The 24,351-nt window shown below is 69.3% G+C and carries 27 protein-coding genes, 1 tRNA gene and 2 pseudogenes; 15 read left to right on the top strand and 15 right to left on the bottom strand.

What is annotated here, in order from left to right; genetic code table 11:
- Positions 1–9: 9 nt before the first annotated feature.
- Positions 10–738: a Crp/Fnr family transcriptional regulator gene (locus tag ASG72_RS15580; RefSeq protein WP_056713820.1), complete on the bottom strand. Its 729-nt coding sequence runs from the start codon at positions 736–738 to the stop codon at positions 10–12.
- A 359-nt stretch (positions 739–1,097) separates the two neighbouring features.
- Here ASG72_RS15580 and ASG72_RS21325 point away from each other — a divergent pair, with 359 nt between their 5' ends.
- Genes ASG72_RS21325 through ASG72_RS15565 form a run of 3 tightly spaced genes read left to right on the top strand, consistent with a single transcriptional unit; the run spans position 1,098 to position 3,290 of the window.
- Positions 1,098–1,580, top strand: coding sequence for a hypothetical protein (locus ASG72_RS21325; RefSeq protein ID WP_056713818.1), 483 nt, complete (start codon positions 1,098–1,100; stop codon positions 1,578–1,580).
- Positions 1,513–2,805 (top strand): SDR family oxidoreductase, encoded by a 1,293-nt coding sequence (locus ASG72_RS15570; RefSeq protein ID WP_056713815.1) that lies wholly within the window; start codon positions 1,513–1,515, stop codon positions 2,803–2,805. The genes ASG72_RS21325 and ASG72_RS15570 overlap by 68 nt, the downstream gene beginning before the upstream one ends.
- A complete protein-coding gene (locus ASG72_RS15565) occupies positions 2,802–3,290 on the top strand; it encodes a DUF2269 domain-containing protein (protein WP_056713813.1) in 489 nt (162 codons plus the stop codon). The genes ASG72_RS15570 and ASG72_RS15565 overlap by 4 nt, the downstream gene beginning before the upstream one ends.
- Before the next feature lie 2 nt (positions 3,291–3,292).
- Here the strand turns inward: ASG72_RS15565 and ASG72_RS15560 are convergent, their stop codons facing one another.
- The 3 genes and pseudogenes from ASG72_RS15560 to ASG72_RS20855 form a co-directional block, all read right to left on the bottom strand.
- Positions 3,293–3,598: a hypothetical protein gene (locus ASG72_RS15560; protein ID WP_056713810.1), complete on the bottom strand. Its 306-nt coding sequence runs from the start codon at positions 3,596–3,598 to the stop codon at positions 3,293–3,295.
- The gene (locus ASG72_RS20860) at positions 3,585–3,785 is read right to left on the bottom strand and encodes a hypothetical protein (RefSeq protein WP_156395997.1); all 201 of its coding nucleotides are present in this window, start codon (positions 3,783–3,785) and stop codon (positions 3,585–3,587) included. Before ASG72_RS20860 ends, ASG72_RS15560 begins: the two co-directional genes overlap by 14 nt.
- A gap of 63 nt (positions 3,786–3,848) precedes the next feature.
- A pseudogene (locus ASG72_RS20855) lies at positions 3,849–3,974 on the bottom strand (TIGR04290 family methyltransferase); the annotation flags it as partial.
- Between the two features lie 281 nt (positions 3,975–4,255).
- Between ASG72_RS20855 and ASG72_RS15555 the strand changes: the two are divergent.
- Positions 4,256–5,191 (top strand): NAD(P)/FAD-dependent oxidoreductase, encoded by a 936-nt coding sequence (locus ASG72_RS15555; protein ID WP_056713808.1) that lies wholly within the window; start codon positions 4,256–4,258, stop codon positions 5,189–5,191.
- 12 nt (positions 5,192–5,203) lie between these two features.
- Here the strand turns inward: ASG72_RS15555 and ASG72_RS15550 are convergent, their stop codons facing one another.
- Both ASG72_RS15550 and ASG72_RS15545 read right to left on the bottom strand, forming a co-directional pair.
- The gene (locus ASG72_RS15550; RefSeq protein ID WP_156395995.1) at positions 5,204–5,425 is read right to left on the bottom strand and encodes a hypothetical protein; all 222 of its coding nucleotides are present in this window, start codon (positions 5,423–5,425) and stop codon (positions 5,204–5,206) included.
- 82 nt (positions 5,426–5,507) lie between these two features.
- The gene (locus tag ASG72_RS15545; RefSeq protein ID WP_056713802.1) at positions 5,508–6,392 is read right to left on the bottom strand and encodes a DUF6551 family protein; all 885 of its coding nucleotides are present in this window, start codon (positions 6,390–6,392) and stop codon (positions 5,508–5,510) included.
- Between the two features lie 187 nt (positions 6,393–6,579).
- Between ASG72_RS15545 and ASG72_RS15540 the strand changes: the two genes are divergently transcribed.
- Entirely contained in the window at positions 6,580–6,873 is a 294-nt protein-coding gene (locus ASG72_RS15540; protein WP_156395994.1) for a hypothetical protein, read from the top strand.
- Between the two features lie 39 nt (positions 6,874–6,912).
- Here the strand turns inward: ASG72_RS15540 and ASG72_RS15535 are convergent, their stop codons facing one another.
- Positions 6,913–7,878: a Ku protein gene (locus ASG72_RS15535; RefSeq protein WP_082540381.1), complete on the bottom strand. Its 966-nt coding sequence runs from the start codon at positions 7,876–7,878 to the stop codon at positions 6,913–6,915.
- A gap of 140 nt (positions 7,879–8,018) precedes the next feature.
- Between ASG72_RS15535 and ASG72_RS15530 the strand changes: the two genes are divergently transcribed.
- From ASG72_RS15530 to ASG72_RS15500, 7 genes are all read left to right on the top strand, one after another.
- Positions 8,019–8,879 carry a Ku protein gene (locus ASG72_RS15530; RefSeq protein ID WP_082540380.1) on the top strand — a complete coding sequence of 287 codons (861 nt, stop codon included), beginning with the start codon at positions 8,019–8,021 and terminating at the stop codon, positions 8,877–8,879.
- Positions 8,880–9,252: 373 nt separating this feature from the next.
- On the top strand, positions 9,253–11,613 hold the full coding sequence (locus ASG72_RS15525; protein WP_056713795.1) for a TonB-dependent siderophore receptor: 2,361 nt from the start codon (positions 9,253–9,255) through the stop codon (positions 11,611–11,613).
- A gap of 58 nt (positions 11,614–11,671) precedes the next feature.
- On the top strand, positions 11,672–12,355 hold the full coding sequence (locus ASG72_RS15520; protein WP_056713793.1) for a Fe2+-dependent dioxygenase: 684 nt from the start codon (positions 11,672–11,674) through the stop codon (positions 12,353–12,355).
- A gap of 3 nt (positions 12,356–12,358) precedes the next feature.
- On the top strand, positions 12,359–13,147 hold the full coding sequence (exbB, locus tag ASG72_RS15515; RefSeq protein ID WP_056713790.1) for a tonB-system energizer ExbB: 789 nt from the start codon (positions 12,359–12,361) through the stop codon (positions 13,145–13,147).
- A 4-nt stretch (positions 13,148–13,151) separates the two neighbouring features.
- Entirely contained in the window at positions 13,152–13,625 is a 474-nt protein-coding gene (gene exbD / locus ASG72_RS15510; RefSeq protein WP_056713785.1) for a TonB system transport protein ExbD, read from the top strand.
- Positions 13,622–14,446, top strand: a complete 825-nt coding sequence (locus ASG72_RS15505) for an energy transducer TonB (protein ID WP_056713782.1) — start codon at positions 13,622–13,624, stop codon at positions 14,444–14,446. The genes exbD and ASG72_RS15505 overlap by 4 nt, the downstream gene beginning before the upstream one ends.
- Entirely contained in the window at positions 14,443–15,534 is a 1,092-nt protein-coding gene (locus ASG72_RS15500) for an alpha-hydroxy acid oxidase (RefSeq protein ID WP_056713779.1), read from the top strand. The genes ASG72_RS15505 and ASG72_RS15500 overlap by 4 nt, the downstream gene beginning before the upstream one ends.
- On the opposite strand, the gene pepT is transcribed toward ASG72_RS15500, so the two are convergent.
- Entirely contained in the window at positions 15,528–16,775 is a 1,248-nt protein-coding gene (pepT, locus tag ASG72_RS15495; RefSeq protein ID WP_056713777.1) for a peptidase T, read from the bottom strand. The genes ASG72_RS15500 and pepT overlap by 7 nt on opposite strands.
- A gap of 347 nt (positions 16,776–17,122) precedes the next feature.
- Between pepT and ASG72_RS15490 the strand changes: the two genes are divergently transcribed.
- Positions 17,123–17,212: transfer RNA gene (locus tag ASG72_RS15490), tRNA-Ser, on the top strand.
- 253 nt (positions 17,213–17,465) lie between these two features.
- Complete coding sequence (locus ASG72_RS15485; RefSeq protein WP_056713776.1) at positions 17,466–17,858, top strand: hypothetical protein; 393 nt, start codon at positions 17,466–17,468, stop codon at positions 17,856–17,858.
- A 424-nt stretch (positions 17,859–18,282) separates the two neighbouring features.
- Here ASG72_RS15485 and ASG72_RS21475 read toward each other — a convergent pair.
- The 5 genes and pseudogenes from ASG72_RS21475 to ASG72_RS15460 form a co-directional block, all read right to left on the bottom strand.
- Positions 18,283–18,837, bottom strand: a pseudogene (locus tag ASG72_RS21475) (cell wall hydrolase); the annotation flags it as partial.
- Positions 18,838–19,006: 169 nt separating this feature from the next.
- Positions 19,007–19,789: an exodeoxyribonuclease III gene (xth, locus tag ASG72_RS15475; RefSeq protein ID WP_056713770.1), complete on the bottom strand. Its 783-nt coding sequence runs from the start codon at positions 19,787–19,789 to the stop codon at positions 19,007–19,009.
- A 14-nt stretch (positions 19,790–19,803) separates the two neighbouring features.
- Positions 19,804–20,532, bottom strand: coding sequence for an LrgB family protein (locus ASG72_RS15470; RefSeq protein WP_056713768.1), 729 nt, complete (start codon positions 20,530–20,532; stop codon positions 19,804–19,806).
- Positions 20,529–20,915 (bottom strand): CidA/LrgA family protein, encoded by a 387-nt coding sequence (locus tag ASG72_RS15465; RefSeq protein ID WP_056713764.1) that lies wholly within the window; start codon positions 20,913–20,915, stop codon positions 20,529–20,531. Before ASG72_RS15465 ends, ASG72_RS15470 begins: the two co-directional genes overlap by 4 nt.
- Positions 20,916–21,061: 146 nt before the next feature.
- A complete protein-coding gene (locus ASG72_RS15460) occupies positions 21,062–21,517 on the bottom strand; it encodes a BA14K family protein (protein WP_056713761.1) in 456 nt (151 codons plus the stop codon).
- A 281-nt stretch (positions 21,518–21,798) separates the two neighbouring features.
- Between ASG72_RS15460 and ASG72_RS15455 the strand changes: the two genes are divergently transcribed.
- Complete coding sequence (locus ASG72_RS15455; protein WP_056713758.1) at positions 21,799–22,371, top strand: TIGR00645 family protein; 573 nt, start codon at positions 21,799–21,801, stop codon at positions 22,369–22,371.
- A 43-nt stretch (positions 22,372–22,414) separates the two neighbouring features.
- On the opposite strand, the gene ASG72_RS15450 is transcribed toward ASG72_RS15455, so the two are convergent.
- Positions 22,415–23,926 carry an ATP-binding protein gene (locus tag ASG72_RS15450; RefSeq protein ID WP_056713756.1) on the bottom strand — a complete coding sequence of 504 codons (1,512 nt, stop codon included), beginning with the start codon at positions 23,924–23,926 and terminating at the stop codon, positions 22,415–22,417.
- A 135-nt stretch (positions 23,927–24,061) separates the two neighbouring features.
- Positions 24,062–24,319, bottom strand: a complete 258-nt coding sequence (locus tag ASG72_RS15445; RefSeq protein WP_244488846.1) for a YARHG domain-containing protein — start codon at positions 24,317–24,319, stop codon at positions 24,062–24,064.
- Positions 24,320–24,351 lie beyond the last annotated feature (32 nt).

The raw sequence follows: 24,351 nt of genomic DNA, 5'->3' as shown, positions 1-24,351 counted from the left end.
GATCGCGCCTCAGCGCGGCTCCTTGTGCAGGTTCAGATAGGTCGGCTCGAAGCCGCAGGCGCCGGACAGCGCGGCGAAATCGGGAATCTCGATCTTGTTGCCGCGCCAGACCAGCAGGTTCTTCTCGCGCAATTCGCGCAGCGACCGGTTCACATGGACCACCGAGAGCCCCAGCATATCGGCGAGCTCCGATTGGGTGACGGGGAAATCGAGGCGGTTGGGTTCGGAGAGGCCCACCGCCTGGAGGCGCAGGAACAATTCGCAGACGAGATGGCCGACGCGTGCCCCCGCGTGACGTCGGCCGATGGAGGCGATCCAGGCGCGGTGGATGGCGGCATCGATGACGGTCATCAGCCAGAGCAGCCGGCCGAGATGCAGGGATTCGGCGACGACCCGCCGCAGATCCTCATGCGGGACGAAGGCGGCGCGGCACGGCGTCAGCGCCACGACGGTGTGGTCCATCACCTTGAGCAGCATCGCGTGCAGGTCGACGAAATCGCCCGGGATGTTGACGGCCGCGATCTGCCGCTTGCCGTCGCGCAGGATGATCTCGCGTCCGGCGAAGCCGCTCAGCAGCAGGCAGCTATGGTTCGGCCGGCTGTTCTCGACCACCAGCTCCTCGCCCCGCTCGAAGCTGCGCATATTGGCCGGCAGGGACTCGATGAGAGCACGCTCCTGCGACGTCAGTTCGTCCCGCTGCTCGAGATTGCGGATGAAGGACTGGTATGGGCCTGACAAATGCGCTCCGCCTGTTCACGCGGTGTGAAGGTCGGGGATCAACGCCGGGCGGTCGGGCCCGTTCCGCGGAACGTCGGGCCGCCTTTGCGGTTCAGCCCAATCAGGAGCCGATCGGAGACCGCTCATGACCCTGCGTTACGTCCTGCTGTGCAGGCCGCCTTCGCCCTGGTGCCGAAGCGGCTGACGCCCGGCTGGGAGCTCGCGGTGTCGACACGCTCGGTCGTCGGCGGTTTCGTGGCGATGGCGCTCGGCCTGGCCGCGGGCGGGCTTCTGGCCCAGTCGGCGCGCGACGACGACGCATTCTGAGCGGCGCGCGGAACCGCGAGCCGGCCGGCGCATTTCTCCTCGCGGCCTGCCCGATGCCGATCGGGCCGGCCGGCCTGGAGACCCTGACGATGACGCTTCACTTCACTTTCGACCCCCTCTCGGCGCTGTCCCTGCCGATCGCCCTCGTCGGCGAGGAGGGATCCTTCACCGTCCGCCTGAACTGCTCGCCCGAGGCCCTGCAGAAGCGGCTGCGGACCATCCGGGCCTGGCTGCTGGACTGGCAAATGCCGCACCGGCTCGATATCGGGCGTACCGCCTCCGCGTTGCAGATCGCCGTCAGCTTCCCCGAAGCCGCGCATGCCCATGCCTTCCAAATCCAGTTCGGCGGGCGTATCATGGCTGCGGCGCCGGGCCAGGCGACGGCGCCGAGCCGCCCGGAACTGCGACCCGCCCCCGTCATTGGCCTGTCAGCGGAGCCGCTTCGGCGCCGACCGCGGGGAGGGCAGGGTGCGCATCACGGTGATCGGAGCCACGGGGCTGATCGGATCGGCAGTCGCCGCCAGGCTGCTGACTGACGGGCATGAGGTCATAGGCGTCGCGCGGGCGATCGGCGAGGCGAGCCTTGCCGCGCCGCGGATCGACTGGCGCCGCATCGATCTGGCGATAGCCGAAACTACGGATTGGGCCGGCGTGCTGGCCGGATGCGATTGCGTCGTCAACTGCGCCGGCGTGCTGCAGGACGGGCCGGCGGACGACGTCGAAGCCGTGCAGGATGCCGGGCCGCGCCGGCTCTTCGCCGCCTGCGAGCAGGCCGGTGTCTCGCGCTTCGTCCAGCTCTCGGCGATAGGCGTCGACCGGCAGACGCCGACGGCATTCTCCGGGAGCAAGCGCGCCGCCGAATTGGCATTGATGGAGAGCGCTCTCGACTGGGTGATCCTGCGGCCATCGGTCGTGATCGGGCGGCCCGCCTACGGCGGCAGCGCGCTGTTTCGCGGGCTCGCCTCGCTGCCTCTGCTGCCGGTGATGCCGCAGACGGGCCCGCTGCAGGTCGTCGCGCTGGATGATGTGGTCGAGACCGTGGCGCGGGCGGTGCGGCCGGATTTCGCGGGCCCGGTGGCGCTCGATCTGGCGGGGCCGGACCGGCTCTCCATGCCGGATGTGGTGGCGGCCTTCCGGCGCTGGCTCGGGCGGCCGAAAGCCCGCGAGACGGTCCTGCCGCTCGGGCTCGCGACGCTGCTCTACCGGCTCGGCGATTTCGCCGGGCGCCTCGGCTGGAAGCCGCCGCTGCGCTCGACCGCCGGGCAGGAGATCGTCAGGGGCGCGACGAGCGAGCAGCCGGAGGCCTGGGCCCGCACGACCGGGATCACGCCGCGCTCCCTGCCGGCGATGCTGGCGGCGGAACCGGCCTCCGTCCAGGAAAAATGGTTCGCCGATCTCTATGTGCTGAAGCCGCTGATCTTCGTGATCTTCGCCGGTTTCTGGATCGCCACCGGGCTGGTCTCGATCGGCCCGGGGTATCAGATCGGCGTCGATTTGATGCTGGAGGGCGGGGCGGGGCCATTGTCCGGCCCCGCGGTCATAGCGGGCGGGCTCGCCGATCTCGCCATCGGGATCGCCATCGCGATCAGGCGCACCAGCCGCTGGGGGCTCTATGCGGCGCTGGCGATCTCGCTGTTCTATGCGCTGGCCGGATCGATCCTGCTGCCGCGGCTCTGGATCGAGCCGCTGGGGCCGCTCTTGAAGATCTGGCCGATCATCATGCTCAACCTCGTCGCATTGGCGCTGCTGAGGGACCGATGACCAGCTATTACCTGCTGAAATTCCTGCACATCATCGGCGCCTGCGTGCTGTTGGGCACTGGCGCGGGCATCGCCTTCTTCATGCTGATCGCCCATCTCACCGGCTCGGCCGTCAAGATCGCCGCCGTGGCGCGGATCGTCGTGCTGGCGGATTTCGTCTTCACCGCCACGGCGGTGGTGGCGCAGCCGCTCACCGGGGTCGGCCTCGCCTGGACGGTCGGCTACCCCCTGACGGAGGGCTGGATCGTCCTGTCGATCGTGCTCTATATCGTCACCGGCCTGTTCTGGCTGCCGGTGGTATGGATCCAGATGCGGCTGCGCGACCTCTCGGAGGCGGCCGTGGCGGCCGGCACGGAGCTGCCGCGCAGCTATCACCGCCTGTTCTGGACCTGGTTCGCCTGCGGTTTTCCCGCCTTCGCCGCGGTTCTCGCGATCGTCTGGCTGATGATCGCCCGGCCGCCGGGGCTGCTCGAAGGCTGGCTGTGAAGTCAGTCAGCCCGCGTCGCAGCGCCGTTCTTGCTGCGGCCGATATCGGCGGCGGTCTGCGAGAAATTGCGCTCGCCACCCGGTGAATCGAGCGTCGAGGCGAGATAGCGCACCGGAAACAGCATCGCTTCCATCTGGCTGTCGCTGAGCTGCCGGCGGCGCTGTTCGTCGGAGAGGATCGTCGCCTCGGCCGCGTTCAGCGCCTTCTCCACCGCCTGGCGCGCGCCAGGGCCTGCCTCGGCGACCTGCCGCACCAGCTGGGCCATGACGACGAGCAGCCCTTCGAGCTGCAGATTAGCGGTGTTCATGCCGGGCTCCGGAGGATGAGGCGGTCGGGTGGCCGGACGAGCCCGGCTGGGATTGGGCGGAGCGGCTGCGCAGCGCGGACAGCGCCTGGTCCATGCGCGACAGAGCGAGCGAGGCCCGTTCGAGCGCCTGGTCCGGACGCGCCGGCGGGGCGCTGCCGAGGGTCGGGTCGAGAGTACGTCGATCCATGTCGGGTCTCCTGCGCGCCATCCGGCCACAGCGGCAACGCGGCTCGCGGGTCGCGGTTCCCGCTCAGCGGACGCGGCAGAGATAGACGTCGTCGGCCGGCCGCTCGAGCACGGCGAGGCCCGCGCTGCGCAGCATCGCCTCTATGCAGGCCCGGTTCGGGATCCACCAATTGGTGCGGTCGCCGGCGAAATTCTGGTCCCGCGCCACCCCTCGGACAGCAATTCCTTGCAGAGATACCGCCCAATGAATCCTGCACCACCTGTCACCAAGTAATTCGCTGCCATTGCGGCCTCCAGAGCATTGCATTCGCGAGCGTGCGACGGCGGCTTGCAGCGGGGGAGGAGGAAACCGGCGCCCGGCCGGGCCGTTCGGAGGCATCCACGGGGCCTCGCCCTCGCCAGAGCTGTAGCGGCCGACCGGCCGGCGAACGGCCGGAATGAACAGGCGGAGCGCGCCCGCGTTGGCCGGGGATGACAGATCTTGGTTCAGGACCGGCCTTCGATTGCGTGATCATCGGCGGTGGTCCGGCGGGAAAGACGGCCGCGCTCTATCTCGCGCGCTACCGGCGTCGCATCCTGCTGGTCGATGACGGCGACAGCCGCGCGCGGCTCGCGCCCCATTCCCATAATTATCCCGGCGCGAGCGAGGGCGTGTCGGGGCAAACGCTGCTGGCTGCGCTCGATGCCCAGCTCCGCGCCTATCCGGTGGAGATGCGGCGGGGCCTCGCCACAGAACTCAGCCGCGAGGAGGCGGGTTTCGCGGTGACCGTGAACGACCGGCGCCTCGCCGCGCGCAGCATCCTGCTCGCCACAGGAATCAAGGATCACCGGCCGGAATTCGAGCCGCATGACCCCGCGGTGATCGACGGGCTGCTGCGCTACTGCCCGATCTGCGACGGCTATGAGGGGCGCGACCAGCGCCTCTGCGTGATCGGCCCGGCCGAAAAAGCGGCTGGAAAGGCGCTGTTTCTGCGCAGTTTCACGGCCAGCGTCACGCTCGCCACCACGGATGCCGCCGATGCGCTGAGCGAAGCGACCGCCCGCGAACTGGCGGAGCTCGGCGTCGCCGTGCGGGAACTGGCACCGACGCGGCCGCTGCTGCGCAGGGGGAACACGCTGGTGGTGAGCTATCGGACCGGCGACAGCGAGGCCTTCGACGGGGTCTATCCGGCGCTCGGGGCGACGCCCGGCTCCGCTCTGGCGGGCGCCTTGGGCGCCGAGGTGGATGAGGCCGGCTGCCTCCTCGTCGATGAGAGATATGCGACGAGCGTGCCAGGCCTCTATGCCGCGGGCGACGTGGTCTCGGACATCCACCAGATCTCCGTCGCGATCGGCCATGCGGCCGTGGCGGCGACGTCCATCCACAACAGCCTGCCACGCGCCCCCGCGCCGCAGCCGCCGCTGTGACGGTGCCTGCGCTCAGGAGGGCAGGGCCTCCAGCTCCGCCGGCGCCTCCTTCGAGGTCTCGGCGGCGACGATCCGGGGCACGCCGGAGTTGAGCGCGTCGAGTACGGCCGCCAGAAGCCCGGCAGCGGCACAGGAACGGATGACGGGGTCGTCGCAGGCCCGTCCGCCGCGATCGGTCGCCCAGCCGCGGATCGCCTCGTGATCGGTCAGGACACGCGAACGGCTCTTGGCCACCTCCCGCAATGCCGTTGAAATCGGGGTGCGGCGACCGGGTTCCCGCGTGTCCAATCTTCAGGCTTTGGCGCGGGAGACGCGATCAGCGCTCCGGCTGGGCCAGCGCCGCTGCCATGTGGACACGGGATTCGTCGGGGGTGCGGACCGGCTTGCGCTTGCGCAGATGCTGGTAGAGCACGATGCCGAGCGCCCGCGAGCGCTGCAGGCTCTTGGCCATGGCGAGCTCGATCGCCTTGGTCGAGAGCGCCGGGCCGAAGCGGTCGAAGGCGGTGACGATGTCGTCGGGCTCGACATCGCCGTAATTCTTGTCGTTCAGCACCATGTCGACGGCGCGGATCAGATCGGCGGTGATCGGCGCGGCGCGGGCCTTGACCAGGGTCTCGATGACGATGCGCGCCTTCACCGCGGAGCGCCGGCGCACGAGCTGCACCAGCGCCGCCACCGCGATCAGCTCGCCTTCGCGGAAGGGGCGGCCGGGAGAGGGGTTGCGCAGCACGGTGGCGCCGGCCCGCTCGCAGATCTGCAGCGCCGTCAGCGCGTCCTCGTCGCCGCTCGCCGCGGCGGCGAAGAACAGCTGGCTGTTGGTGATCTGCACCCGGTCCTTGTTGTGGCCGATGAAGGCGCTGGCGCGGTCCTGCTGGCTGCCGGCCTCGACCACCAGCACCTCGAGCTCATCGATGCCGCCATGGCTGACGGCGGCGATCGCCGTATGCTGCCCGTCGATGACGTGCCAGGCGTCGCCGACCCGGGTAACCACCGGCACCTTGTATTTGCGCCAGTCCCATTCCTCGACCAGCTTGCGGATCAGCTTGAGCGATTTCGGCGAGAGGTCTCGCTGATAGGCGGCGTCGACCGAGAGATCCTGCGGACGCAGCAGGGCCATGCTGGGCTTGGGGCCGATCTCGCCACGGATCCAGTCCCGGGATTGTTCGAGCGGGCGGATGGTTCTCGCCAGAGCCTTGTCCATGCGGGCACTCCCAATACCTGTCGCAGCGCGTGTGCGGCTGCAAACGCACAAGGCTAGGTCGTCGCCATTCGCGATCATTAACCTTTGATAAGCCTCCTTCCGGAAAAGCCGACGCGGACGCAAGCCGGGGGCGGCGGCCGGAACCACGCTCCGCGGCCCGGGTTCTCCGCTCAGGGAGATGATGATCATGCAGGGAACCGACAGCATGCAGACCGGCCGCCAGCTCGCCTTGACGATGCAGCAGGAATTCCCGCAGCAGGATTGGGTGGACGCGCTGGTCCGGGCCTCGGGCTGGGATCGCAACACGGTCGAATGGCATCTGCAGGAGGAGATGGCGCCGCCGGCCGCGATTTCCGACGCGGCCCAGCGGCTTCTCGGGGAGAAGCGCGGCAGCGTTGACGCGCCGGTCGGCGACGTGGCGCCGGACGAGCTGCCCTTCGCCGGGCTGCCGGGCAATCTCGGGAAACTCAAGGCGGACTGAGACTAGGCGCCTGCTACGGTCCGATGCGGGCTGCAGGCTTCAGGAGCTGCGCTTCGATTTGGCGGCGGGCTTGCGCGTGGCCTTCTTCTCTCCCGCTTCGGCGGCAGCACTCTTCTTCGCGTCGCTCTTCTTCGCGTCGGCTTTGGACGCGGCCGTCTTGGCGGCGCTCGTCTTGGCATCGCCCGTCTTGGCAGAGGATTTGGCGGAGCCCGCCTCGGATTTGTCCTGGGCCAGGCTCTTCTTCAGCGCATCGAACAGGTTGATGACATTGTCCTTGCGCTCCGCAGGCTCGCCGGAAGCGGACGGCTTCGGCTTTCTCTTCTTCTTGGTGGCGATCAGCTGGAGCAGCTTCTCCTGCAGCGGGTCCTGGACCATCTCGGGCGACCAGGCCTCGCGCTTCTGCTCGATGAAGCGGGTGGCGAGCTGCAGCATCTCCGGCTCCGGCTTCGCCTTGTCGATACCGGCGAAATAGGCCTTCTGATCGCGGACCTCGTCGCCATAGCGCAGCGTCCAGAGCACGATGCCCTTATCGCGCGGCTCCAGCATCACCGCCCGCTCGCGCCGATAGAGAACTACCCGCGAGATGCCGACCATCTTGGTCGCCGCCATCGCCTCCCGGATCACGGCGAAAGCCTCTTCGCCGACCTGATCGTTCGGCACGAGGTAATGCGGGCTGTCGAGATAGACCCAGGGGATGCTGTCGCGCGGCACGAACATGTCGATATCGATGGTGCGGGTGCTTTCTAGCGCCACCGTGTCGAGATCCTCGTCCTCGAGGATGACGAAGCTGTCGTCGCCCGTCTGGTAGCCCTTCGCCTCCTCCTCGTCGCGGACCGGCTTGCCGGTCTCGAGATCGACATAGCGGCTGACGATGCGGTTGCCGGTCGCCCGGTTGACGGTGTGGAAGCGGACCTTCTCGCTCTCGCTGGTGGCGGGCGACATCGCCACCGGGCAGGTCACCAGCGACAGCTTGAGGTAGCCCTTCCAGAAGGTGCGCTGGGCCATGAGGGTCTCCGTGACGACCTCAGGACAATGCGCCAGTTCGCAGGCGGTTCCTGATTCCGCCGCCGGCCCGGCGGAACGTGTCCCTGCCGCGGGCGTTGAAGCGCTGCGGCGCCAGCGTGAGGGTGCGGGGAGGAGCGTCGATGGCCGGGATCCGTGCAGTCTGGAAAGGCTTTCTGAGCTTCGGCGAATTGTCTTGCCCGGTCGCGCTCTATACCGGGGCGAGCACCGCCGAGCGTATCTCCTTCCACACGCTGAACCGCGCCACCGGCCATCGTGTACGCCGCGAATTCATCGATCCCGTCACCAACAAGCCGGTCGAGCGCGACGACCAGGTCAAGGGCTTCGAGGTCGGCGATGGGCGCTACGTGCTGATCGAGCCCGACGAGGTCGCCAAGATCATGCCGGTCAGCGACAAGAAGCTCGACGTGACGGCCTTCGTCCCCTGCGGCGACATCGACACCGTCTATTTCGACAAACCCTATTACCTCGCTCCCGCGGAGAAGATCGCGGCCGAGCCCTTCGCCGTGATCCGCGAGGCGCTGCGGGAGAGCCAGGCGGCGGCCGTCGCACAGGCGGTGCTGTTTCGCCGCCACCGCACGGTGATGATCCGCGCCCAGGGGCAGGGGCTGGTCGCGCATACGCTGAACTATGATTACGAGGTCCGCTCCTCCGACACCGCCTTCTCGGATCTGCCAAAGCTGAAGCTGAAGGGCGAGATGCTCGACCTCGCCAAGCACATCATCAACACCAAGCGCGGCGAATTCGACCCGGCCGCCTTCGACGACCGCTATGAGGCGGCGCTCGCCGAGCTGGTCAGGGCCAAGCAGGAAGGCCGCACCCTGAAGGCGCGCAAGCCGCCCGCGCCCTCCAAGGTGGTCGATCTCATGGAAGCGCTGCGCGCCAGCGCCGGCCAGGCCGCGGCGGCTGCCGAGGCCAAGCCGAGCAAGCGCAAGAAGGCGTCCGCACCGGCCGCCGAGGCCCCGCGCCGCAAGGCCGGCTGAGCGGCCGGCGCGCCTTTCGCCATGGCGGGATACAGGGTCCGGAGCGGCAGCCGGGCAGGGGAGGAAGGCCCGCAGTTCTTCATTAGAATACTTCTAAGTTATTGATATTGATCGAGATTTTCACATTAGTGTTGCCAATTCGTCATTGACGCTCGGCATTCTGCGCCGCAAAAAGCCGCCAGACGACAGGCAGCCCCCTCGAACGGCAACCCAGCTCGTTCATCACTCACATTTCGGGCATGCACGGCGCCGTTGCGCCGTGCCAGGGGCTGTCATGAGCAACACAAAGATTCCGTTTTCCTTGCGAGGCGCAGAGCCGACATCGATTCTCACTGCCAAACTTCCCACTGCCAAACTTCCCGCTGCCAATCGTGTGGCCTCGGCCGCGTCCCATCCGGCGGCGCTCGGCGTCTTCGCCGCGGCCTGCATCGCCTCCACCGCGCCGCTGGACGAGGCCCGCGCCCAATCGGCGTCAGGACAGCTGCCGGCGCTGAATGTCGAGGCTCCCGCGGAGGTGCGCCGCGCCCAGCCCGCCAGGGCCCGTGCCACGCCAGCCCGCGCGCCGAGCCGGGCGGCCGCCCGGCCGCGGGCCGCGCGCCCCGTCGCCACCGCCGCGCCGGCACCGGCCGGCCCGGCGCCCGCCGCACCGGGCGCCAACCCCTATGCCGATGCCGCCGCCCCCTACAAGGTCGACCGCTCGGCCTCCGGCAAGCTCACCGAGCCGCTGCTGAACACCCCCCGCACCGTCACCACGATCCCCAAGGAGGTGATCGCCGACAAGGGCGCGACCTCCTTCCGTGAACTGGTGCGCACCACCCCCGGCCTGACGCTGGGAACGGGCGAGGGCGGCAATGCCTATGGCGACCGCGTCTCGATCCGGGGTTTCGACGCCCGCAACGACATCTATGTCGACGGCGTCCGCGATGCCGGCGTCAATATCCGCGAGAACTTCAACACCGAGCAGGTCGAGATCCTGAAGGGTCCGTCCGGCACGGTCGGCGGGCGCGGCTCGTCGGGCGGCGCCGTCAACGTCGTCACCAAGGCCCCGTCCTTCGTCAACTTCATGAATGCCGGGGTGCAGCTCGGCACGGATGCGACCCGCCGCGCCACGCTCGACACCAATTACGTCGTCAATCCCGACCTCGCCATCCGCATCAACGGCATGGGCCAGCTCGCCGATGTCGCCGGGCGCGACGAGGTCTTCGACAATCGCTGGGGCGGTGCCTTCGCGGTCACCTATCGCCCGCTCGAGACCTTCAAGGTCACGCTGAGCTACTCCCACACCGATATCGACCAGCTGCCCGATTGGGGCGTGCCGTTCGACACCACCAATCTGCGGCCCTTCACCGAGAACGGGCTGCGGCGCTCGAATTTCTACGGCCTGCCCAATCGCGATTTCCAGAAGGCGAAGCAGGACATCGCCTCGGCCAAGGTCGAATGGGACGTGACGCCCTGGTTCAACGTCACCAACATCTCGCGCTACGGCTTCTCGGTGCTGGACTATGTCGCGGGTGCGCCGGGCACGCCGGTGCGCACCGCGGCCAATCCGCTGCTCTGGACCGTGCCATCGACCGCCAAGAGCCGCTATCAGGAGGTCGAGACCTACGCCAACCAGACCAACGCCACCTTCAAGTTCGAGACCTTCGGCTGGAAGCACACGCTGGTCACCGGCGCCGAATTCAGCCGCGAGGATCTCTCGCGCGACACCTATCTCGCTTTGGCGACGGAGGCGTTCGGCGTCACCAATATCCCGGGCTCGACCCTGAACCTGTGGAATCCGCGCGGGGTCGACATCCCCTGGACCGGCCAGTTCATCAAGACCGGGCGCCCGACGCAGGTGAAGGTCGATACGGCGAGCCTCTATGCGCTCGACACGATCAACATCCAGGACCGGCTCTATCTGAGCGGCGGCGTGCGCGTCGAGCATTACGACACCACGGCGAGCTCGACGGCGACGAACGGCGTCGTCACCACGCTCAGCCGCGACGATACGCTGGTCAACTACAATCTCGGCGCGACCTACAAGCTGCTGCCGGAGCTCGCGATCTACGCCGCCTACGGCACCTCCTCCAACCCCTCCGGCGCCGAGCTCGACGGCGGCGGCAATGATTATGGCGGCCTCACCGCGCAGAACGCGACGATCGGCCCGGAGAAGAACAAATCCTACGAGGTCGGCGCGAAATGGGAGGCGTTCGACCGCCGCCTGCTGATGACCGCGGCCCTGTTCCGGACCGAGAAGAACAATGCCCGCGAAAGCTTCGGCGGCAGCATCGTCGGCGGCGGCGAATACAAGGTCGAAGGCGTCGAGTTCAGCGTCGGCGGCAAGGTCATGGATCGGCTCAGCCTGTTCGGTGGCGCCGTGTTCATGACCTCGGAGGTGACGAAATCGGTCACCGCCGCCAATATCGGGCGCAAGCTCGCCAATGTGGCGCATGAATCCTTCAATATCCTCGCGAAATACGACGTCACCGACAAGCTCGCAGTCGGCGTCCAGGCGACCTATACCGGCAAGCAATATGGCGGGACGCTCGCGGCGAACAACAATGTGCTGCCGGCGGGTTGGCGTTTCGATGCGCTGGCCGAGTACAAATTCACCCCGACCATCTCCGCCAAGGTCCAGGTCCTGAACCTCACCAACGAGGTGCTGTACGACGCGTTCTACCGCAGCGGCTCGCCTTACGTGTATCTCGCGCCGGGACGCTCCGCGCAGTTCTCGCTCGCCTTCAAATACTGATCCGCCAGAGCCGGGGCGCGTTTGCTCGTGCCCCGGCCACACCGAAAGAGCCGACCGCATGTTGCTTTGCGTTCCCGATGTTCTGACCCCCGATCAGGTGGCCCATTGCCGCGCGGTGATGGACGCTGCCGCCTGGCAGGACGGGCGCGAGACGGCCGGCGCGCAATCGGCGCAGGTGAAGCTCAACAGCCAGCTGCCGGTCGGCTCGGCGGCCGCGCATGAGCTGGGCGACATCGTGCTCGACGCGCTCTCGCGCAGCCCGCTGTTCCTGTCGGCGGCGCTGCCGCTGCGTATCCTCCCGCCGATGTTCAACAGCTATTCCGGCGGCCAGACCTTCGGCGTCCATGTCGACAACGCGATCCGCAACGTGCCCGGCTCGCCCGTCCGGATCCGGACGGATCTCTCGGCCACGCTCTTCCTCGCCGATCCCGAGGAATATGAGGGCGGCGAGCTGATGATCGAGACGCTCTACGGCTCGAACGCGGTCAAGCTGCCGGCCGGCCATCTCGTGCTCTATCCCGCCACCAGCCTGCATTGCGTCACGCCCGTGACGGCGGGGCTGCGGCGCGCCTCGTTCTTCTGGATCCAGAGCATGATCCGGGAGGAGGGCGCCCGCACCATGCTGTTCGACCTCGACCGCACCATCCAGGAACTCCAGGCCGAGCGCGGGCTGGACGATCCGCAGAGCGTGCGCCTCACCGGCATCTACCACAACCTCATCCGCCACTGGGCCGAGACGTAGACGATGACTCCGACACGACCGATCCGCAGCCGCGCCCTGGCCGGCTGCCTTGCCGCGCTGGTTCTCTCGCCGGGCGCGGCCTTCGCACAGCAAGCGCCCACCATCCCGCACGAGCTGTCGCCCTGGGGCATGTTCATGGCGGCCGACATCGTCGTGAAGGCGGTGATGATCGGGCTGGCCTTCGCCTCCGTCGTCACCTGGACGATCTGGCTGGCCAAGGCGCTCGAGCTGCGCGCCGCCAAGCGCCGCCTGCGCCAGGCGACGACGATCCTCACCGCCCGCGGCACCCTGGCGGAAGCCTCGGTGGCGCTCGGCAAGACGCATCGGCTCGGGCGGCAACTGGTCGAGGCGGCGCTGGCCGAGATGCGGCTCTCCGACCAGCTGAGCGACAAGGACGGCATCAAGGAGCGGGTGGTCTCGCGGCTGAACCGGATCGAGCTCGCCGCCAGCCGGGATATCGCCCGCGGCACGGGCTGGCTCGCCACCATCGGCTCGACGGCGCCCTTCGTCGGGCTGTTCGGCACGGTTTGGGGCATCATGAACAGCTTCATCGGCATATCGAAGGCGCAGACCACCAATCTCGCCGTGGTCGCGCCCGGCATCGCGGAAGCGCTGCTCGCCACCGCCATCGGTCTCGTCGCGGCGATCCCGGCGGTGATCATCTACAACATCTTCAGCCGCGGCATCGCCGCCTATCGCGGCGAGGTCGGCGACGCGGCCGCCTCGGTGGCGCAGCTCGTCTCGCGCGATCTCGACCGGGGCGGCCCGCCCCTGCGGTCGGCGGCGGAGTAGGCGCATGGCCGGCGGCATCAACCAATCCAGCGGCATCGGCGGCGATGATCTGGCCGAGAACAGCGAGATCAACGTCACGCCCTTCATCGACGTGATCCTGGTGCTGCTGATCATCTTCATGGTGGCGGCGCCGCTCTCGACGGTCGACGCGCCGGTGGAGCTCCCGGTCTCGACGGCGAAGCCGCAGCCGCGCCCGGACAAGCCGGTTTTCCTGACGCTGAAGGCCGATCTGTCGCTCCTGATCGGCGAGCAGCCGGTGACGCCGGAAGGGCTGGCCTCGGCCATCGACATGCAGACGCGGCTCGATCGCGAGCAGCGCATCTATGTCCGTGCCGATCAATCGGTCTCCTATGGCGCGGTGGTGCGGCTGATGAACGCTCTGCGTGCCGCGGGCTATCTCAAGATCGCGCTAGTCGGGCTGGAAGGCGGCGGCGATGGCCGGCCTCCGGCCTCCGATCCGCCGGCCGCGCAGCCATGAGCGGCGTCGTCCATGAGAGCGGCCGGCTGCGCGGGCTGCGGCTGGCGGCGGCGGCGCTCGTCGTCGTCGCCATGCATGGCGGCGGCGTGGCGCTGGCGCTGGTGACCGCGACGCCGCCGGAGCAGTCGATGGAGGATGTCGGCGCGCCGATGGTCGTCGAGTTCGACGCGCTGCCCGTGGCGCCCGAGGCGGAACAGGCGGATGCGACGCCGGCCGAGGAGATGGAGGCGGCCGCCGCGGCCCAGGAGGTGACTGAGAAGCTGTCGGCCCCCAAGGAGACCGACCTGCCCAGCGCCGAGGCCGCGCCCGTGGAAGCGCCGCCGGATCTGCAGCTCTCGCAGCAGCAGACGCAGAAGCGCCAGGAAGAGGCCGAGGACGGGCAGCCGACCGAGGCGATGGATGCGCGTCCCCAGGAGGCCGCGCCGAGCCAGGCGGCCGCGGCCGCGGCCGCCGCCGCCGCAGCGCCGATGGCGCTGGCGACCGACGAGCGGGCCGCAGCACCGGCCGAGGGCAGCGTCAGCGAGGCGCAGACCCTGCCGCCGGGCTGGCAGAAGGCGGTGATGGCCCATCTCGGCCGGCACAAGCGCTATCCCGTCGAGGCGCGGCAGAAGCGGCTGGAAGGGGAGGTGCTGCTGCGCTTCGTCATGGACCGGACCGGCAAGATCCGCAGCGCCAGCCTCACCAAACCCTCCGGCACCCCTATCCTGGACGCCGAGGCGCTGGCCATGCTGGTGCGCGCCCAGCCGCTGCCGTCCCTGCCGACGCAGGTCAAGGGCGAGCAGGTCGAGCTGGTCGTGCCGATCAATTACCGTCTGAAATGACCGGGCTCCTGCCGCCGCTCGAGCGGATTCCGCGCGAGATCGCCTGCCTCGCCGATTACGAGCCGCAAGCGCGCGCCAGGCTCGGAGACCAGGCCTGGTCCTATCTCGCGGGCGGGGCGGGGGACGGGCTGACGCAGGCCGCGAACCGTTCCGCCTTCGATGCGCTGCGGCTGTGGCCGCGCCTGCTGCGCGGCTCCGCCGGTGCGACGACGCGGATTTCGCTGCTCGGGCTCGATCTCGCTCATCCGGTGATCGTGGCGCCGCTCGCCTATCAGCGGCTGTTCCACCCCGAGGGCGAGGCGGCCATCGCCATGGCGGCTTCGGCGGTCGAGGCGCTGATGGTCGCTTCCACCCTGTCGAGCGTGCCGCTGGAAGCGATCGCGGCGCAGGCCGAGGGCGTGCCGCAATGGTTCCAGCTCTATCTCCAGCCCGATCGCGGGCTGACCCTCGATCTGGTGCGGCGCGCCGAGGCGGCCGGCTTTGCCGGGCTGGTCCTCACCGTCGACGCGCCGATCAACGGGCTTCGCAATCACGAGCAGCGGGCCGGCTTCGCCCTGCCGCCGGGCGTCGTCGCCGCCAATCTCGCCGGGCGGGCGCCGCCGCCGCGCGGGGAGGGCCATCCGGTCTTCGACGTCGCGATGGCGCATGCGCCGCTCTGGAGCGACGTCGCCTGGCTTCTGGGGCAGACGAGCCTGCCGCTCATTCTGAAAGGCATCCTTCACCCCGAAGATGCGCGCGAGGCGGTCGCGCAGGGGGCGAAGGCGATCATCGTCTCCAACCATGGCGGCAGGACGCTGGATACGCTGCCGCCGAGCATCGCCGCTCTGCCGCGCTGCGCCGAGGCCGTGGCCGGCGAGATCCCGCTTTTGCTCGATGGCGGCGTCCGGCGCGGCACGGATGTGCTGAAGGCGCTGGCGCTGGGGGCCCGCGCGGTGCTGGTCGGGCGCCCGATCGCCCAGGCGCTGGCGGCGGCCGGCCCGCTCGGCGTCGCCCATGGCCTGAAACTCCTGGTGGAGGAGCTTTGCGTCGCCATGGCGCTGACCGGCATCCGGGACCTGCGCGAGATCCCGCGCGATCTGGTCTATTGAGCCGCCACCGCGGGCTCGGCCTCGGCGGCCATCAGGCAGATCATCCGCGCCGTCTCGTAGGATTTCTCGAACGCCGCCACCGGCAGGAATTCGAAGCGGGAATGGAAGTTGTAGGCGCCGGTGAAGAAGTTCGGCGTCGGCAGGCCGCGCGCCGACAGGGCGGCGCCATCCGTCCCGCCGCGCATCGGGATCTGCCGCGGCTGGATCTGCAGGGCGGCCATGGCCCCGAACAGGAGGTCGACCGCCCGATGCTCGCCGCCCAGGCTGTCGGCGATGTTGCCATAGGTATCCGACAACGAGCAGCTGACCCGGCCGGTCGGATAGCGCGCGGCGATGGTCTCGGCGGCCTGCTGCAGGCGCTGCTTGCGCGCCGCGAAACTGCTCCGGTCGAAATCGCGGATCAGCACGCGCAGCCGCGCCTCGCTCGGCCCGGCGGCGATCTCGCTGAACCAGAAATATCCCTCGCGCCCCTCGGTGCGCTCCGGGGTCTGGGCCCGGTCGAATTGCGCGATGTAGTCGCAGGCCATCAGCAGCGGATTGACCATCACCCCCTTCGCCGACATCGGATGGGCGCTGACCCCGGTGAAGACCAGCTCGGCCGAGGCTGCATTGAAATTCTCGATGACCACCTCGCCGATCTCGCAGCAATCGATCGTATAGGCGAAGTCGCAGGCGAATCGGGTGAGGTCCAGCGCCTTGGCGCCGCGCAGCCCGATCTCCTCATCCGGCACGAAGGCGATGTGGATGTCGCCATGCGCCTCGTCCGGACCGAGCTCCGCGAGCAGCGTCATGATCACCGCGATCGCCGCCTTGTTGTCGGCGCCGAGCACGCTGGTGCCGTCGCTGAAGATGATGTCCTGACCGGACCAGGGCGCGATCTCCGGATGCTCGGCGACGCGCAGCCAGATGCCCGCCTCGCGGTTCAGGCAGAGATCGCGGCCGTCGAAACGCAAGATCTGCGGCCTGATCGCCGGCGAAAGTCCGGTATCGACGGTGTCGAGATGGGCGATGAAGCCGATCTTCGGAGCCTTCCGGCAGGTGCCGCGCTTGACCGCCGTCACGGTCGCCTGCTGATCGACGACGACGTCGGAGAGGCCGAGCGCGCGCAGCTCCTGCGCCAGCAGGGCGGCCAGGCGCTGCTGCCCCTGCGTGCTCGGCAGGCGCACGGCCTTGCCGTCGCTCTGGCTCTCCACCGCGAGGTAGCGGAAGAAGCGCTCGATCAACTGCTCGCGGAGGCTCATATCCAGGTCCCGGTCGGACGCTGAATCGCCCGCTTCGCCGACATCTAGACCAAGGACCGGCCGCGGGAAATGCGGCACAGGTTATTCTCACTGTAAAACAAGGTGTTAGACCTGCCGAACGGACTAGGCCGAATGGCCTGTCGCGGGGGAGTCCGCGCGCCGCTCCGGCGCCGGCTGAGCAGCCTGCCGGCCCGGGCCATCCGCCGCCGGCATGGCGTGCAGGCTTGCCAAAGCGGCGCGAGACCGGCAATGACTGGCGGCACCAGCAGGGCCGGGATCGACCGGCCCGGCGCCGAATGGACGCGAGCCCTTTGTGGCGGCGAGGAAGATCGGCAGCGGTCGGTGCTGGAAGGGTGGCCGAGTGGTTTAAGGCAGCGGTCTTGAAAACCGCCGTGGGTGCAAGCCCACCGTGGGTTCGAATCCCACCCCTTCCGCCAAACGCGTGTCATGCACCGCTTCAGCGAAGCATACACCCGATGATGCTGCCGTCACCGTCGCATGGCCGCTCTCCGACCACGCGTGATGTCCAGCCTCGATCGCCGTTGCGCTGGGCCCGGCCCAGAGCGCGCGCCTCGCCGACGGATGCCGCTATTTCAGCGCTCTCCGGCCCCATGCCGCCGCACCCGCAAAACAGAACATAACCAGAACAAACCACTTGCTCTGCCGGCGCGTCTCGCGCTTGGCTGGGGCATGATTCCGCCCCCGACCACGCCCTCGACCGAGACCACGCTCCTGCATTACCCGTGGATCGTGGTGCGGTTTCGCTGTCATTATTGCGAGCGGGCCGGGGATAGCCGGCTCGCGGCGCTGGCGGCGCGCTACGGCATGAACACCACGCTCGGCGAGCTGCTGGATATCTTCGTCGGCCGCTGCCCCTGGAACCCGCACAGCCCGCTGCGCAAGCCGCAGAAATACGGGATGAAATGCGGGGCCTATTGCCCGGATATCGGGCGCAGCGGGCCGCCCGACCTGCCGCCGGCGATGGGCGGGCTCACGCTGATCGATGGCGGCAAGGCCGAGCTGCTGCCGGCCGAGCGCAGGGCGAAGCCGGCGCGCCGCCGCGTGGGCGGAGACGGGTCGTGAGCGGGGCGGGAGAGGGGTCCGCCCCGGCGCGGCCGGGGCCGCGCTCGCAGTCGGGACAGAGGGCCGCGACGTGCGGCCCGCGCGCTCAGTCCTGCGCGACCGGGCCGCGCAGGCCGGGCGAAAGCGCGGCGAGGCGCGTGCCGGTCTTCGGCGGCGGCACGAAGGCCCGGATCGACTTGCGCGGCAGGCCGAGACCGAGGTCGATCGGACGGCTCGGCGGCAGCATCGCCAGAGCCAGGCGCTGCGGCGCCTCGGCCGTCGCGGGGGTGGCTTGCGGCTCGGCCGGCTGCGACTGCGTCGCGAAGGCCAGCACGGAAGCGAAGCTCGCGGCCGGGCTCGGCGCGGGCGTCTCGGCCGGCGCCGGGGTGGAGACCGCGGCGAGCTGGTAGCTCGGCTCCGCCGGGCGGCGCTCCGGACGCTCGCCCTTGACGTAGAAGGCGTTGCCGCCCGCGACCGTCACATAATGCATGTTCGGATAGGAGAAGCGCAGGCCCGCCATATGGAAATGCTTGGCGTTGCCGACGGCCTCGCTGCGGCGGCCGTTCAAAATATCCTCCGCCACGGCCTCGACCTTCGGCAGGTCGCGCGGCGACATCGGACGGCTCAGCACGCCGGCGGCGAATTGGCGCGGCGCGCCGACGACACCGCAGATGGTCTGGGGATAGCGGCCGGATTCGACCCGGTTCATCACCACGGTGCCGACGCCGAGCAGGCCGGAGGTGCTGGAACGGTTCGATTCGAAATACATCGCGCGCACCAGGCAGTCGCGCTCGCGCGGATCGGATTTCGCCAGAGCGATGGCGCGCTTGCCGGCCTCATGCGGCGTCTTCGCCGACCAGGCCGCCGTCGATGCGGTCTCGACCGAGGCCGAGCTGCAGGCGGCCAAGGCCGGGGCGCAGAGCCCGATCAGGAGGGGGACGGCCTTGCGGCTCCTGCCGCCCATGCTGCGGGACTTTGCGACGGCTTGGATCCGCTTCATGCAGCAATCTCCGTTTGGCGGGACCGGGTCGTCACGGCGGACGAAACCGATGGCCGGAAAGGAAGCCGGAATCCCTTAACAGAATCTTACCATCCGGGGAAAGAGGCAAAGAAGCCTGACGGCGAGACTTCAGTTCTGGCCGCCGCGGGCCGGGCGGGCCGGAGCCGGCTCAGGCCTTCAGCGCCAGCATCACCGGGACATGGTCGGAGGGCTTGTCCCAGCCGCGCACATGTTTGGCGATCGTCACCCCCTCCAGACGATCCGCCGCCTGGGGCGAGAGCAGCAGATGGTCGATGCGGATGCCGTTGTTCCGCTGCCAGGCGCCGGCCTGATAATCCCAGAAGGTGTAGAGCCCGGCCGCGTCGGTGGTGGCGCGCAGCGCCTCCGTGAGCCCGATGTTCAGCAGTTCCTGGAAGGCGCTGCGGGTCTGCGGCAGGAACAGCGCGTCATGCACCCAGGCCGCGGGATCGCGCGCGTCGCGGCTGTCGGGGATGACGTTGTAATCCCCCGCCAGCACCAGCGCTTCCTCATGCTGCAGCAGCTCCTGCGCGTGGTTCTTGAGCCGGCGCATGAAGCCGAGCTTATACGGGTATTTCTCGGTGTTCACCGGGTTGCCGTTGGGCAGATAGATCGAGGCGACGCGCAGCACCCGGGTGCCGAACGGCAGGACGCCCTCGATATAGCGCGCCTGCTCGTCGCCATCATCGCCCGGCAGGCCGCGGCGGACATCCTCCAGCGGGCTCCGGCTGATGATCGCGACGCCGTTGAAGGTCTTCTGGCCATGGGTCGCCACCTGCCAGCCGGCGGCCTCGAGCTCGGCCCGCGGAAAATCCGCATCGGTGCATTTCAGCTCCTGCAGGCAGAGCGCGTCGGGCTCGGCCTCGCGCAGGAAGTCGAGGAGATGGCCGAGCCGCTGGCGGACGGAATTGACGTTCCAGGTGGCGATACGCAAGGGACGGCTCCGGATCAGAAGAGGGCGAGGATAAGCGGCACCAGCGCGGCCGTGACAAGTCCGTTCAGGCCCATGGCGATGCCGGCGAAGGCGCCGGCGACGGGGTTGACCTGGAAGGCGCGGGCGGTGCCGATGCCATGCGAGGCGAGCCCGGCCGCGAAGCCGCGGGCGCGCCAGTCGCTGATGCGGCAGAGCCGCATCAGCGGGGTGACCATCACGGCGCCGAGGATGCCGGTGGCGATGACCAGAGTCGCGGTCAGCGAGGGTTCGCCGCCGATCTCGCGCGCCACGCCCATGGCGATGGCGGCGGTGACGGATTTCGGCGCCAGCGCGGCCAGGACGGGGTAGGGCGCGCCGAGCAGGGCCGCGATGGCGACGGCGCTGACCACCGCCGTCACGGCGCCGGCCAGCAGCGCCGCCAGGATCGGCAGCGCCGCCTTGCGGACCAGCGGCCAATGCCTGTGCAGCGGCACCGCCAGGGCGACGGTCGCCGGCCCGAGCAGGAAATGCACGAATTGCGCGCCCTGGAAATAGGCGTCGAAGCCGGTGCCGGTGGCGGTGAGCAGAGCAGCGATCAGCGCGACGGCGATCAGCACCGGATTGGCGAGGGGATGGCGGCCGCAGGCGGCCGAGAACCTGTCCGCCAGCCCGTAGGCCAGCAGCGTCACGGTCAGCCAGAGCAGCGGGTCGGCGGCGAGGTAGACCCAAAGCGTCTCGATGCGGGCGAGATCGAGCGGGGTCACCTGTCGGGCTCCGCCGGGCTGCCGACGAGGGCGGCGACCTTCACGAAGACGAAGGCGGTGACGATCAGGGTCAGCGCCGTCGACAGCAGCAGCGCCGCCAGCAGGCTCGGCCCATGCGCCAGCACCGTGCCGGCATGGCGGACGATGCCGGCGCCGGCCGGCACGAAGAGCAGCGAGAGATGCGCCAGCAGCACGCCGGAGACGGCGCCGAGCGGCAGGGTCTCGATGGCGGCCGCGTCAGGACGCAGCCGGGTGCGGAGCTGCAGCGCCAGAAACAGCAAAGCCAGGCCCAGCACCGGCCCCGGCACCGGCAGAGCGAGCAGCCGCGCCAGGATCTCGCCGGCGAGCTGGCAGCCCAGGAGAAGCGACAGCGCTGGGATCATCTCGGATTCGGAGCTCCGGGCGGGATGCGGAACAGTAGCAATGCCGCCGACAAAGCCCACAAAAAACTCCCCGCATCGCTGCGGGGAGTGATCTCATCGCCTGGTGTCAGACCGGGGCAGGAGACGCGGCCGATCTCAGCCCCACATCAGGGGCAGGCGCGTACGACGCCGCCATTGGCGATATAGGTGCCGGTCTCCGGATCGTAGGTGCGGAAGCGGCGCGAGCAATAGGCGATCGCGTCGGAATCGGGCGCGGCATAGACCGGGGCCGGCGCCGGATAGACCGGGACGGGCTCGTAATAGCGGGGCTGGGCGGCGAGCGCACCGACAGCCAGCGCACCGAGCGCGCCGGCCGCGATGCCGGCACCGACCGCGGCGCCGCGATTGCCGCGGTAATAGCCGCGATAGCCGTAGCGCGGGCCGTAGCCATAGCGCGGGCCATAGCCGTAGCGGCGGTACTGCACCGTCTCCACGAGATCCGGCGATGCGGCGCCGAGGGCCTGGAAGCCGGCATGGGCGGCGCCCATCGGGGCGGCGGTGACCGGCCCGGCGAACAGCGCGCCGCCGATCAGGGCCGCAGCTAGGGTGAACTTCGTCTTCATGGCTTGGTCCTTTCCTCTCCGGGCGAGAGCGATTTATCGGCTGCTCCGGGCACGCCCGACCATCCTAATCACTGTCCTTCCGATCCGGAAGGACGTCACGGTCCACTCTCCCGCCGGAATGAGGCGGTCTCGGGGCCATATGCGTCAGCAACGCACTGAAATTGCGTCCGTTCCCGCGACGGAGCGCCGCCGGGTGAAGAAGATGCTTGCGCTCGCGACGCGGCCCGCCCATCTAGCTCACGCCAGACGCTGCGGCGCAGCATCCCACCGGATATCCAGCCATGACAACGCCCCTCGATCCCGTCCGCGTCGAAACCGCCGCGATGAAGCCGCTGCCCTTCATCATCTTCGGCTCACGCTGGCTGCAGGTGCCGCTCTATCTCGGGCTGATCGTGGCGCAATGCGTCTATGTCTTCCTCTTCATCAAGGAGCTGTGGCATCTGCTGAGCCATGCCACCTCCTTCGGCGAGCAGCAGATCATGCTGGTGGTGCTCGGCCTGATCGACGTGGTGATGATCTCGAACCTGCTGATCATGGTCATCGTCGGCGGCTACGAGACCTTCGTCTCGCGGCTGCGGCTGGAGGGCCATCCCGACCAGCCGGAATGGCTCAGCCACGTCAATGCCAGCGTGCTGAAGATCAAGCTGGCGATGGCGATCATCGGCATTTCCTCGATCCATCTGCTGCGCACCTTCATCGAGGCCGGCAATATCGGCGGCGCGACGGCGACCACCTATACGACGACCGGCGTGCTGCTGCAGACCATGATCCATGTGGTCTTCATCCTCTCGGCCATCGGCATCGCCTGGGTCGACAAGATGACCGCGCATATCCCCGCGAAGGACCATCACTGAGGCGGCGGTTTAGCCGCGCAGGCCGCGCGCCAATTCCGCCAACTTAGCCGCGCAGGCCGCGCGGCATGCCGGCGAGGCGCGGCTGCGCCAGCCCCGGCATCGTCTCCAGCCCGAGCGTGGGCAGCGCCAAAGTGCGCTGGCCGCGGAAATCGACATGGCAGACGATCAGCCCGCGCTCCTCGATATAGCCGATCAGGCGACGCGCGCGGCTCGGCGAATGGCTGCCATAGACGCCGGCGAGCTCCGCATCGCCCGGGCAGGGCTGGCGCTCGATCGCGGCGCGGGCGATGTAGAGGAACAGCCCCTGCAGATCCTCCGGCAGGCCGGCCGAGGCGTCCAGCGCCTGCTGCCAGGCCTGCGAGGCGGCGACCTCCTCGCTCGCCCCGGCGCGGGCCACGGCGAGCCTGCGGCGGAACTCGTCGAGGCTGAGGCTCTGGCGGCCGAGCCGGCGCATCCGGCAGCGCACCGTGAAATCCTGGTAGAGCACCGCGATCTGGCGCTGGCGCGCGTCCGGATCCGCCATCAGCTCGCGCAGGATCTCGGCCATGACGGCCTCGCGCTCCTCCGGCTCCATCGGGATTTCGGGCTCCGGCTCGGGCGACGGCGCCGGGCGGTAGCTCTCGATCTGGCGCAGCACGTCGTTGGCGGCCGGGCGCGGGCGCGGGGCAGGGCGCGGCATGTAGCTCACGACCGGCAGCTCGTCGGCGCCGGCGGTGAAGATCAGCCGCCCGGCTTCCTCCGGCGCCTGCTCCGGCAGGGGCATCAGCCCGGGTGCGCCGCCGCGGTCGACCGAGGTGGCGGGGCCGATCCGCAGCGGCAGCGGGCGCTTGGACAGGGCGGGTCCGAGCGCAACGAACTGGCCGCGCTCGAGATCCCGGAACATCTCGGCCTGCTTGCGGTCCATGCCGAGCAGATCGGCGGCGCGGGCCATGTCGATGTCGAGGAAGGTGCGGCCCATCAGGAAGTTCGACGCCTCGGCGGCGACGTTCTTGGCGAGCTTGGCGAGGCGCTGGGTGGCGATGACGCCCGCCAGCCCGCGCTTGCGCCCGCGGCACATCAGATTGGTCATCGCGCCGAGCGAGAGGCGCCGCGCCTCGTCGGAGACCTCGCCCGCCATCACCGGTGCGAAGAGCTGGGCCTCGTCGACCACGATCAGCATGGGGAACCACAGGCTGCGATCGACGTCGAACAGGCCGCCGAGGAAGGCCGCGGTCGCCCGCAGCTGTTCGTCCGCTTCGAGGTTTTCGAGATTGAGCACCACCGAGACCCGGTGCTGGCGAACGCGCAGCGCGACACGCTGCAGCTCCGCCTCGCCGCAGGCGGCATCGACCACGACATGGCCGAATTGCTGGGCGAGCGAGACGAAATCGCCTTCCGGATCGATCACCGCCTGCTGCACCAGCGGCGCGCTCTGCTCGAGCAGGCGGCGCAGCAGATGCGATTTTCCGGAGCCGGAATTTCCCTGCACCAGGAGCCGCGTCGCCAGCAATTCGGCGAGATCGAGCAAGGCCGGTTCGCCGCCCTGGGCGGTCCCCATGTCGATAGCCGTGGTCATGCCGGTGTCGCGTCGCCTCTTGCCGAGCGGATGGAGGGCGCTTCTAGCACGCCAGCCCCCGGGCCAGGCGGATCTCCGCCCAGCCTTCCACAGCTAATGCCCGCGACCTCTGGGCGCGGGAGGACCGGCCGGGGCTCAGCGCGGGCAGCCGCGGGCCCGCTCCTCACGCTGGATCGCGGCGATCTCGCGGCGCTGTGCGGCCGAGAGCGGCACGTCGCCGACCTCGTCATAGACGCAGCCGGCATTGCCGAAGGCGGCGATGCCGCGCCTGGTCCTGAAGCAGTAGCCCTGCGCCTTGTAGATCTCGTTGCGGGCGAACCAGAGATCCTCGCAGCTCTGCGGCTGGGCGCGCGCCGGGGCACCGAGCCCCACGAGCAGCCATCCGAGGCACATCATCCATAAAAGGCTCCGCATCGGCATCCTCC

Source organism: Allobosea sp. Leaf344, from assembly GCF_001426225.1.
GTDB lineage: Bacteria > Pseudomonadota > Alphaproteobacteria > Rhizobiales > Beijerinckiaceae > Allobosea.
The sequence above is the reverse complement of the archived record's forward strand: the minus strand, read 5'-3'. Positions and strand labels throughout refer to the sequence as shown.

Excerpts from the sequence above, each read along its gene's own strand:
- ASG72_RS21325 (WP_056713818.1), top strand. The coding sequence starts at position 1,098 with ATGCCGATCGGGCCGGCCGGCCTGGAGACCCTGACGATGACGCTTCAC.
- ASG72_RS15565 (WP_056713813.1), top strand. The coding sequence starts at position 2,802 with ATGACCAGCTATTACCTGCTGAAATTCCTGCACATCATCGGCGCCTGC.
- ASG72_RS15560 (WP_056713810.1), bottom strand. The coding sequence starts at position 3,598 with ATGAACACCGCTAATCTGCAGCTCGAAGGGCTGCTCGTCGTCATGGCC.
- ASG72_RS20860 (WP_156395997.1), bottom strand. The coding sequence starts at position 3,785 with ATGGATCGACGTACTCTCGACCCGACCCTCGGCAGCGCCCCGCCGGCG.
- ASG72_RS15555 (WP_056713808.1), top strand. The coding sequence starts at position 4,256 with ATGACAGATCTTGGTTCAGGACCGGCCTTCGATTGCGTGATCATCGGC.
- ASG72_RS15545 (WP_056713802.1), bottom strand. The coding sequence starts at position 6,392 with ATGGACAAGGCTCTGGCGAGAACCATCCGCCCGCTCGAACAATCCCGG.
- ASG72_RS15540 (WP_156395994.1), top strand. The coding sequence starts at position 6,580 with ATGCAGGGAACCGACAGCATGCAGACCGGCCGCCAGCTCGCCTTGACG.
- ASG72_RS15535 (WP_082540381.1), bottom strand. The coding sequence starts at position 7,878 with ATGGCCCAGCGCACCTTCTGGAAGGGCTACCTCAAGCTGTCGCTGGTG.
- ASG72_RS15530 (WP_082540380.1), top strand. The coding sequence starts at position 8,019 with ATGGCCGGGATCCGTGCAGTCTGGAAAGGCTTTCTGAGCTTCGGCGAA.
- ASG72_RS15520 (WP_056713793.1), top strand. The coding sequence starts at position 11,672 with ATGTTGCTTTGCGTTCCCGATGTTCTGACCCCCGATCAGGTGGCCCAT.
- exbB (WP_056713790.1), top strand. The coding sequence starts at position 12,359 with ATGACTCCGACACGACCGATCCGCAGCCGCGCCCTGGCCGGCTGCCTT.
- exbD (WP_056713785.1), top strand. The coding sequence starts at position 13,152 with ATGGCCGGCGGCATCAACCAATCCAGCGGCATCGGCGGCGATGATCTG.
- ASG72_RS15505 (WP_056713782.1), top strand. The coding sequence starts at position 13,622 with ATGAGCGGCGTCGTCCATGAGAGCGGCCGGCTGCGCGGGCTGCGGCTG.
- ASG72_RS15500 (WP_056713779.1), top strand. The coding sequence starts at position 14,443 with ATGACCGGGCTCCTGCCGCCGCTCGAGCGGATTCCGCGCGAGATCGCC.
- pepT (WP_056713777.1), bottom strand. The coding sequence starts at position 16,775 with ATGAGCCTCCGCGAGCAGTTGATCGAGCGCTTCTTCCGCTACCTCGCG.
- ASG72_RS15485 (WP_056713776.1), top strand. The coding sequence starts at position 17,466 with ATGATTCCGCCCCCGACCACGCCCTCGACCGAGACCACGCTCCTGCAT.
- ASG72_RS15465 (WP_056713764.1), bottom strand. The coding sequence starts at position 20,915 with ATGATCCCAGCGCTGTCGCTTCTCCTGGGCTGCCAGCTCGCCGGCGAG.
- ASG72_RS15460 (WP_056713761.1), bottom strand. The coding sequence starts at position 21,517 with ATGAAGACGAAGTTCACCCTAGCTGCGGCCCTGATCGGCGGCGCGCTG.
- ASG72_RS15455 (WP_056713758.1), top strand. The coding sequence starts at position 21,799 with ATGACAACGCCCCTCGATCCCGTCCGCGTCGAAACCGCCGCGATGAAG.
- ASG72_RS15450 (WP_056713756.1), bottom strand. The coding sequence starts at position 23,926 with ATGACCACGGCTATCGACATGGGGACCGCCCAGGGCGGCGAACCGGCC.
- ASG72_RS15445 (WP_244488846.1), bottom strand. The coding sequence starts at position 24,319 with ATGTGCCTCGGATGGCTGCTCGTGGGGCTCGGTGCCCCGGCGCGCGCC.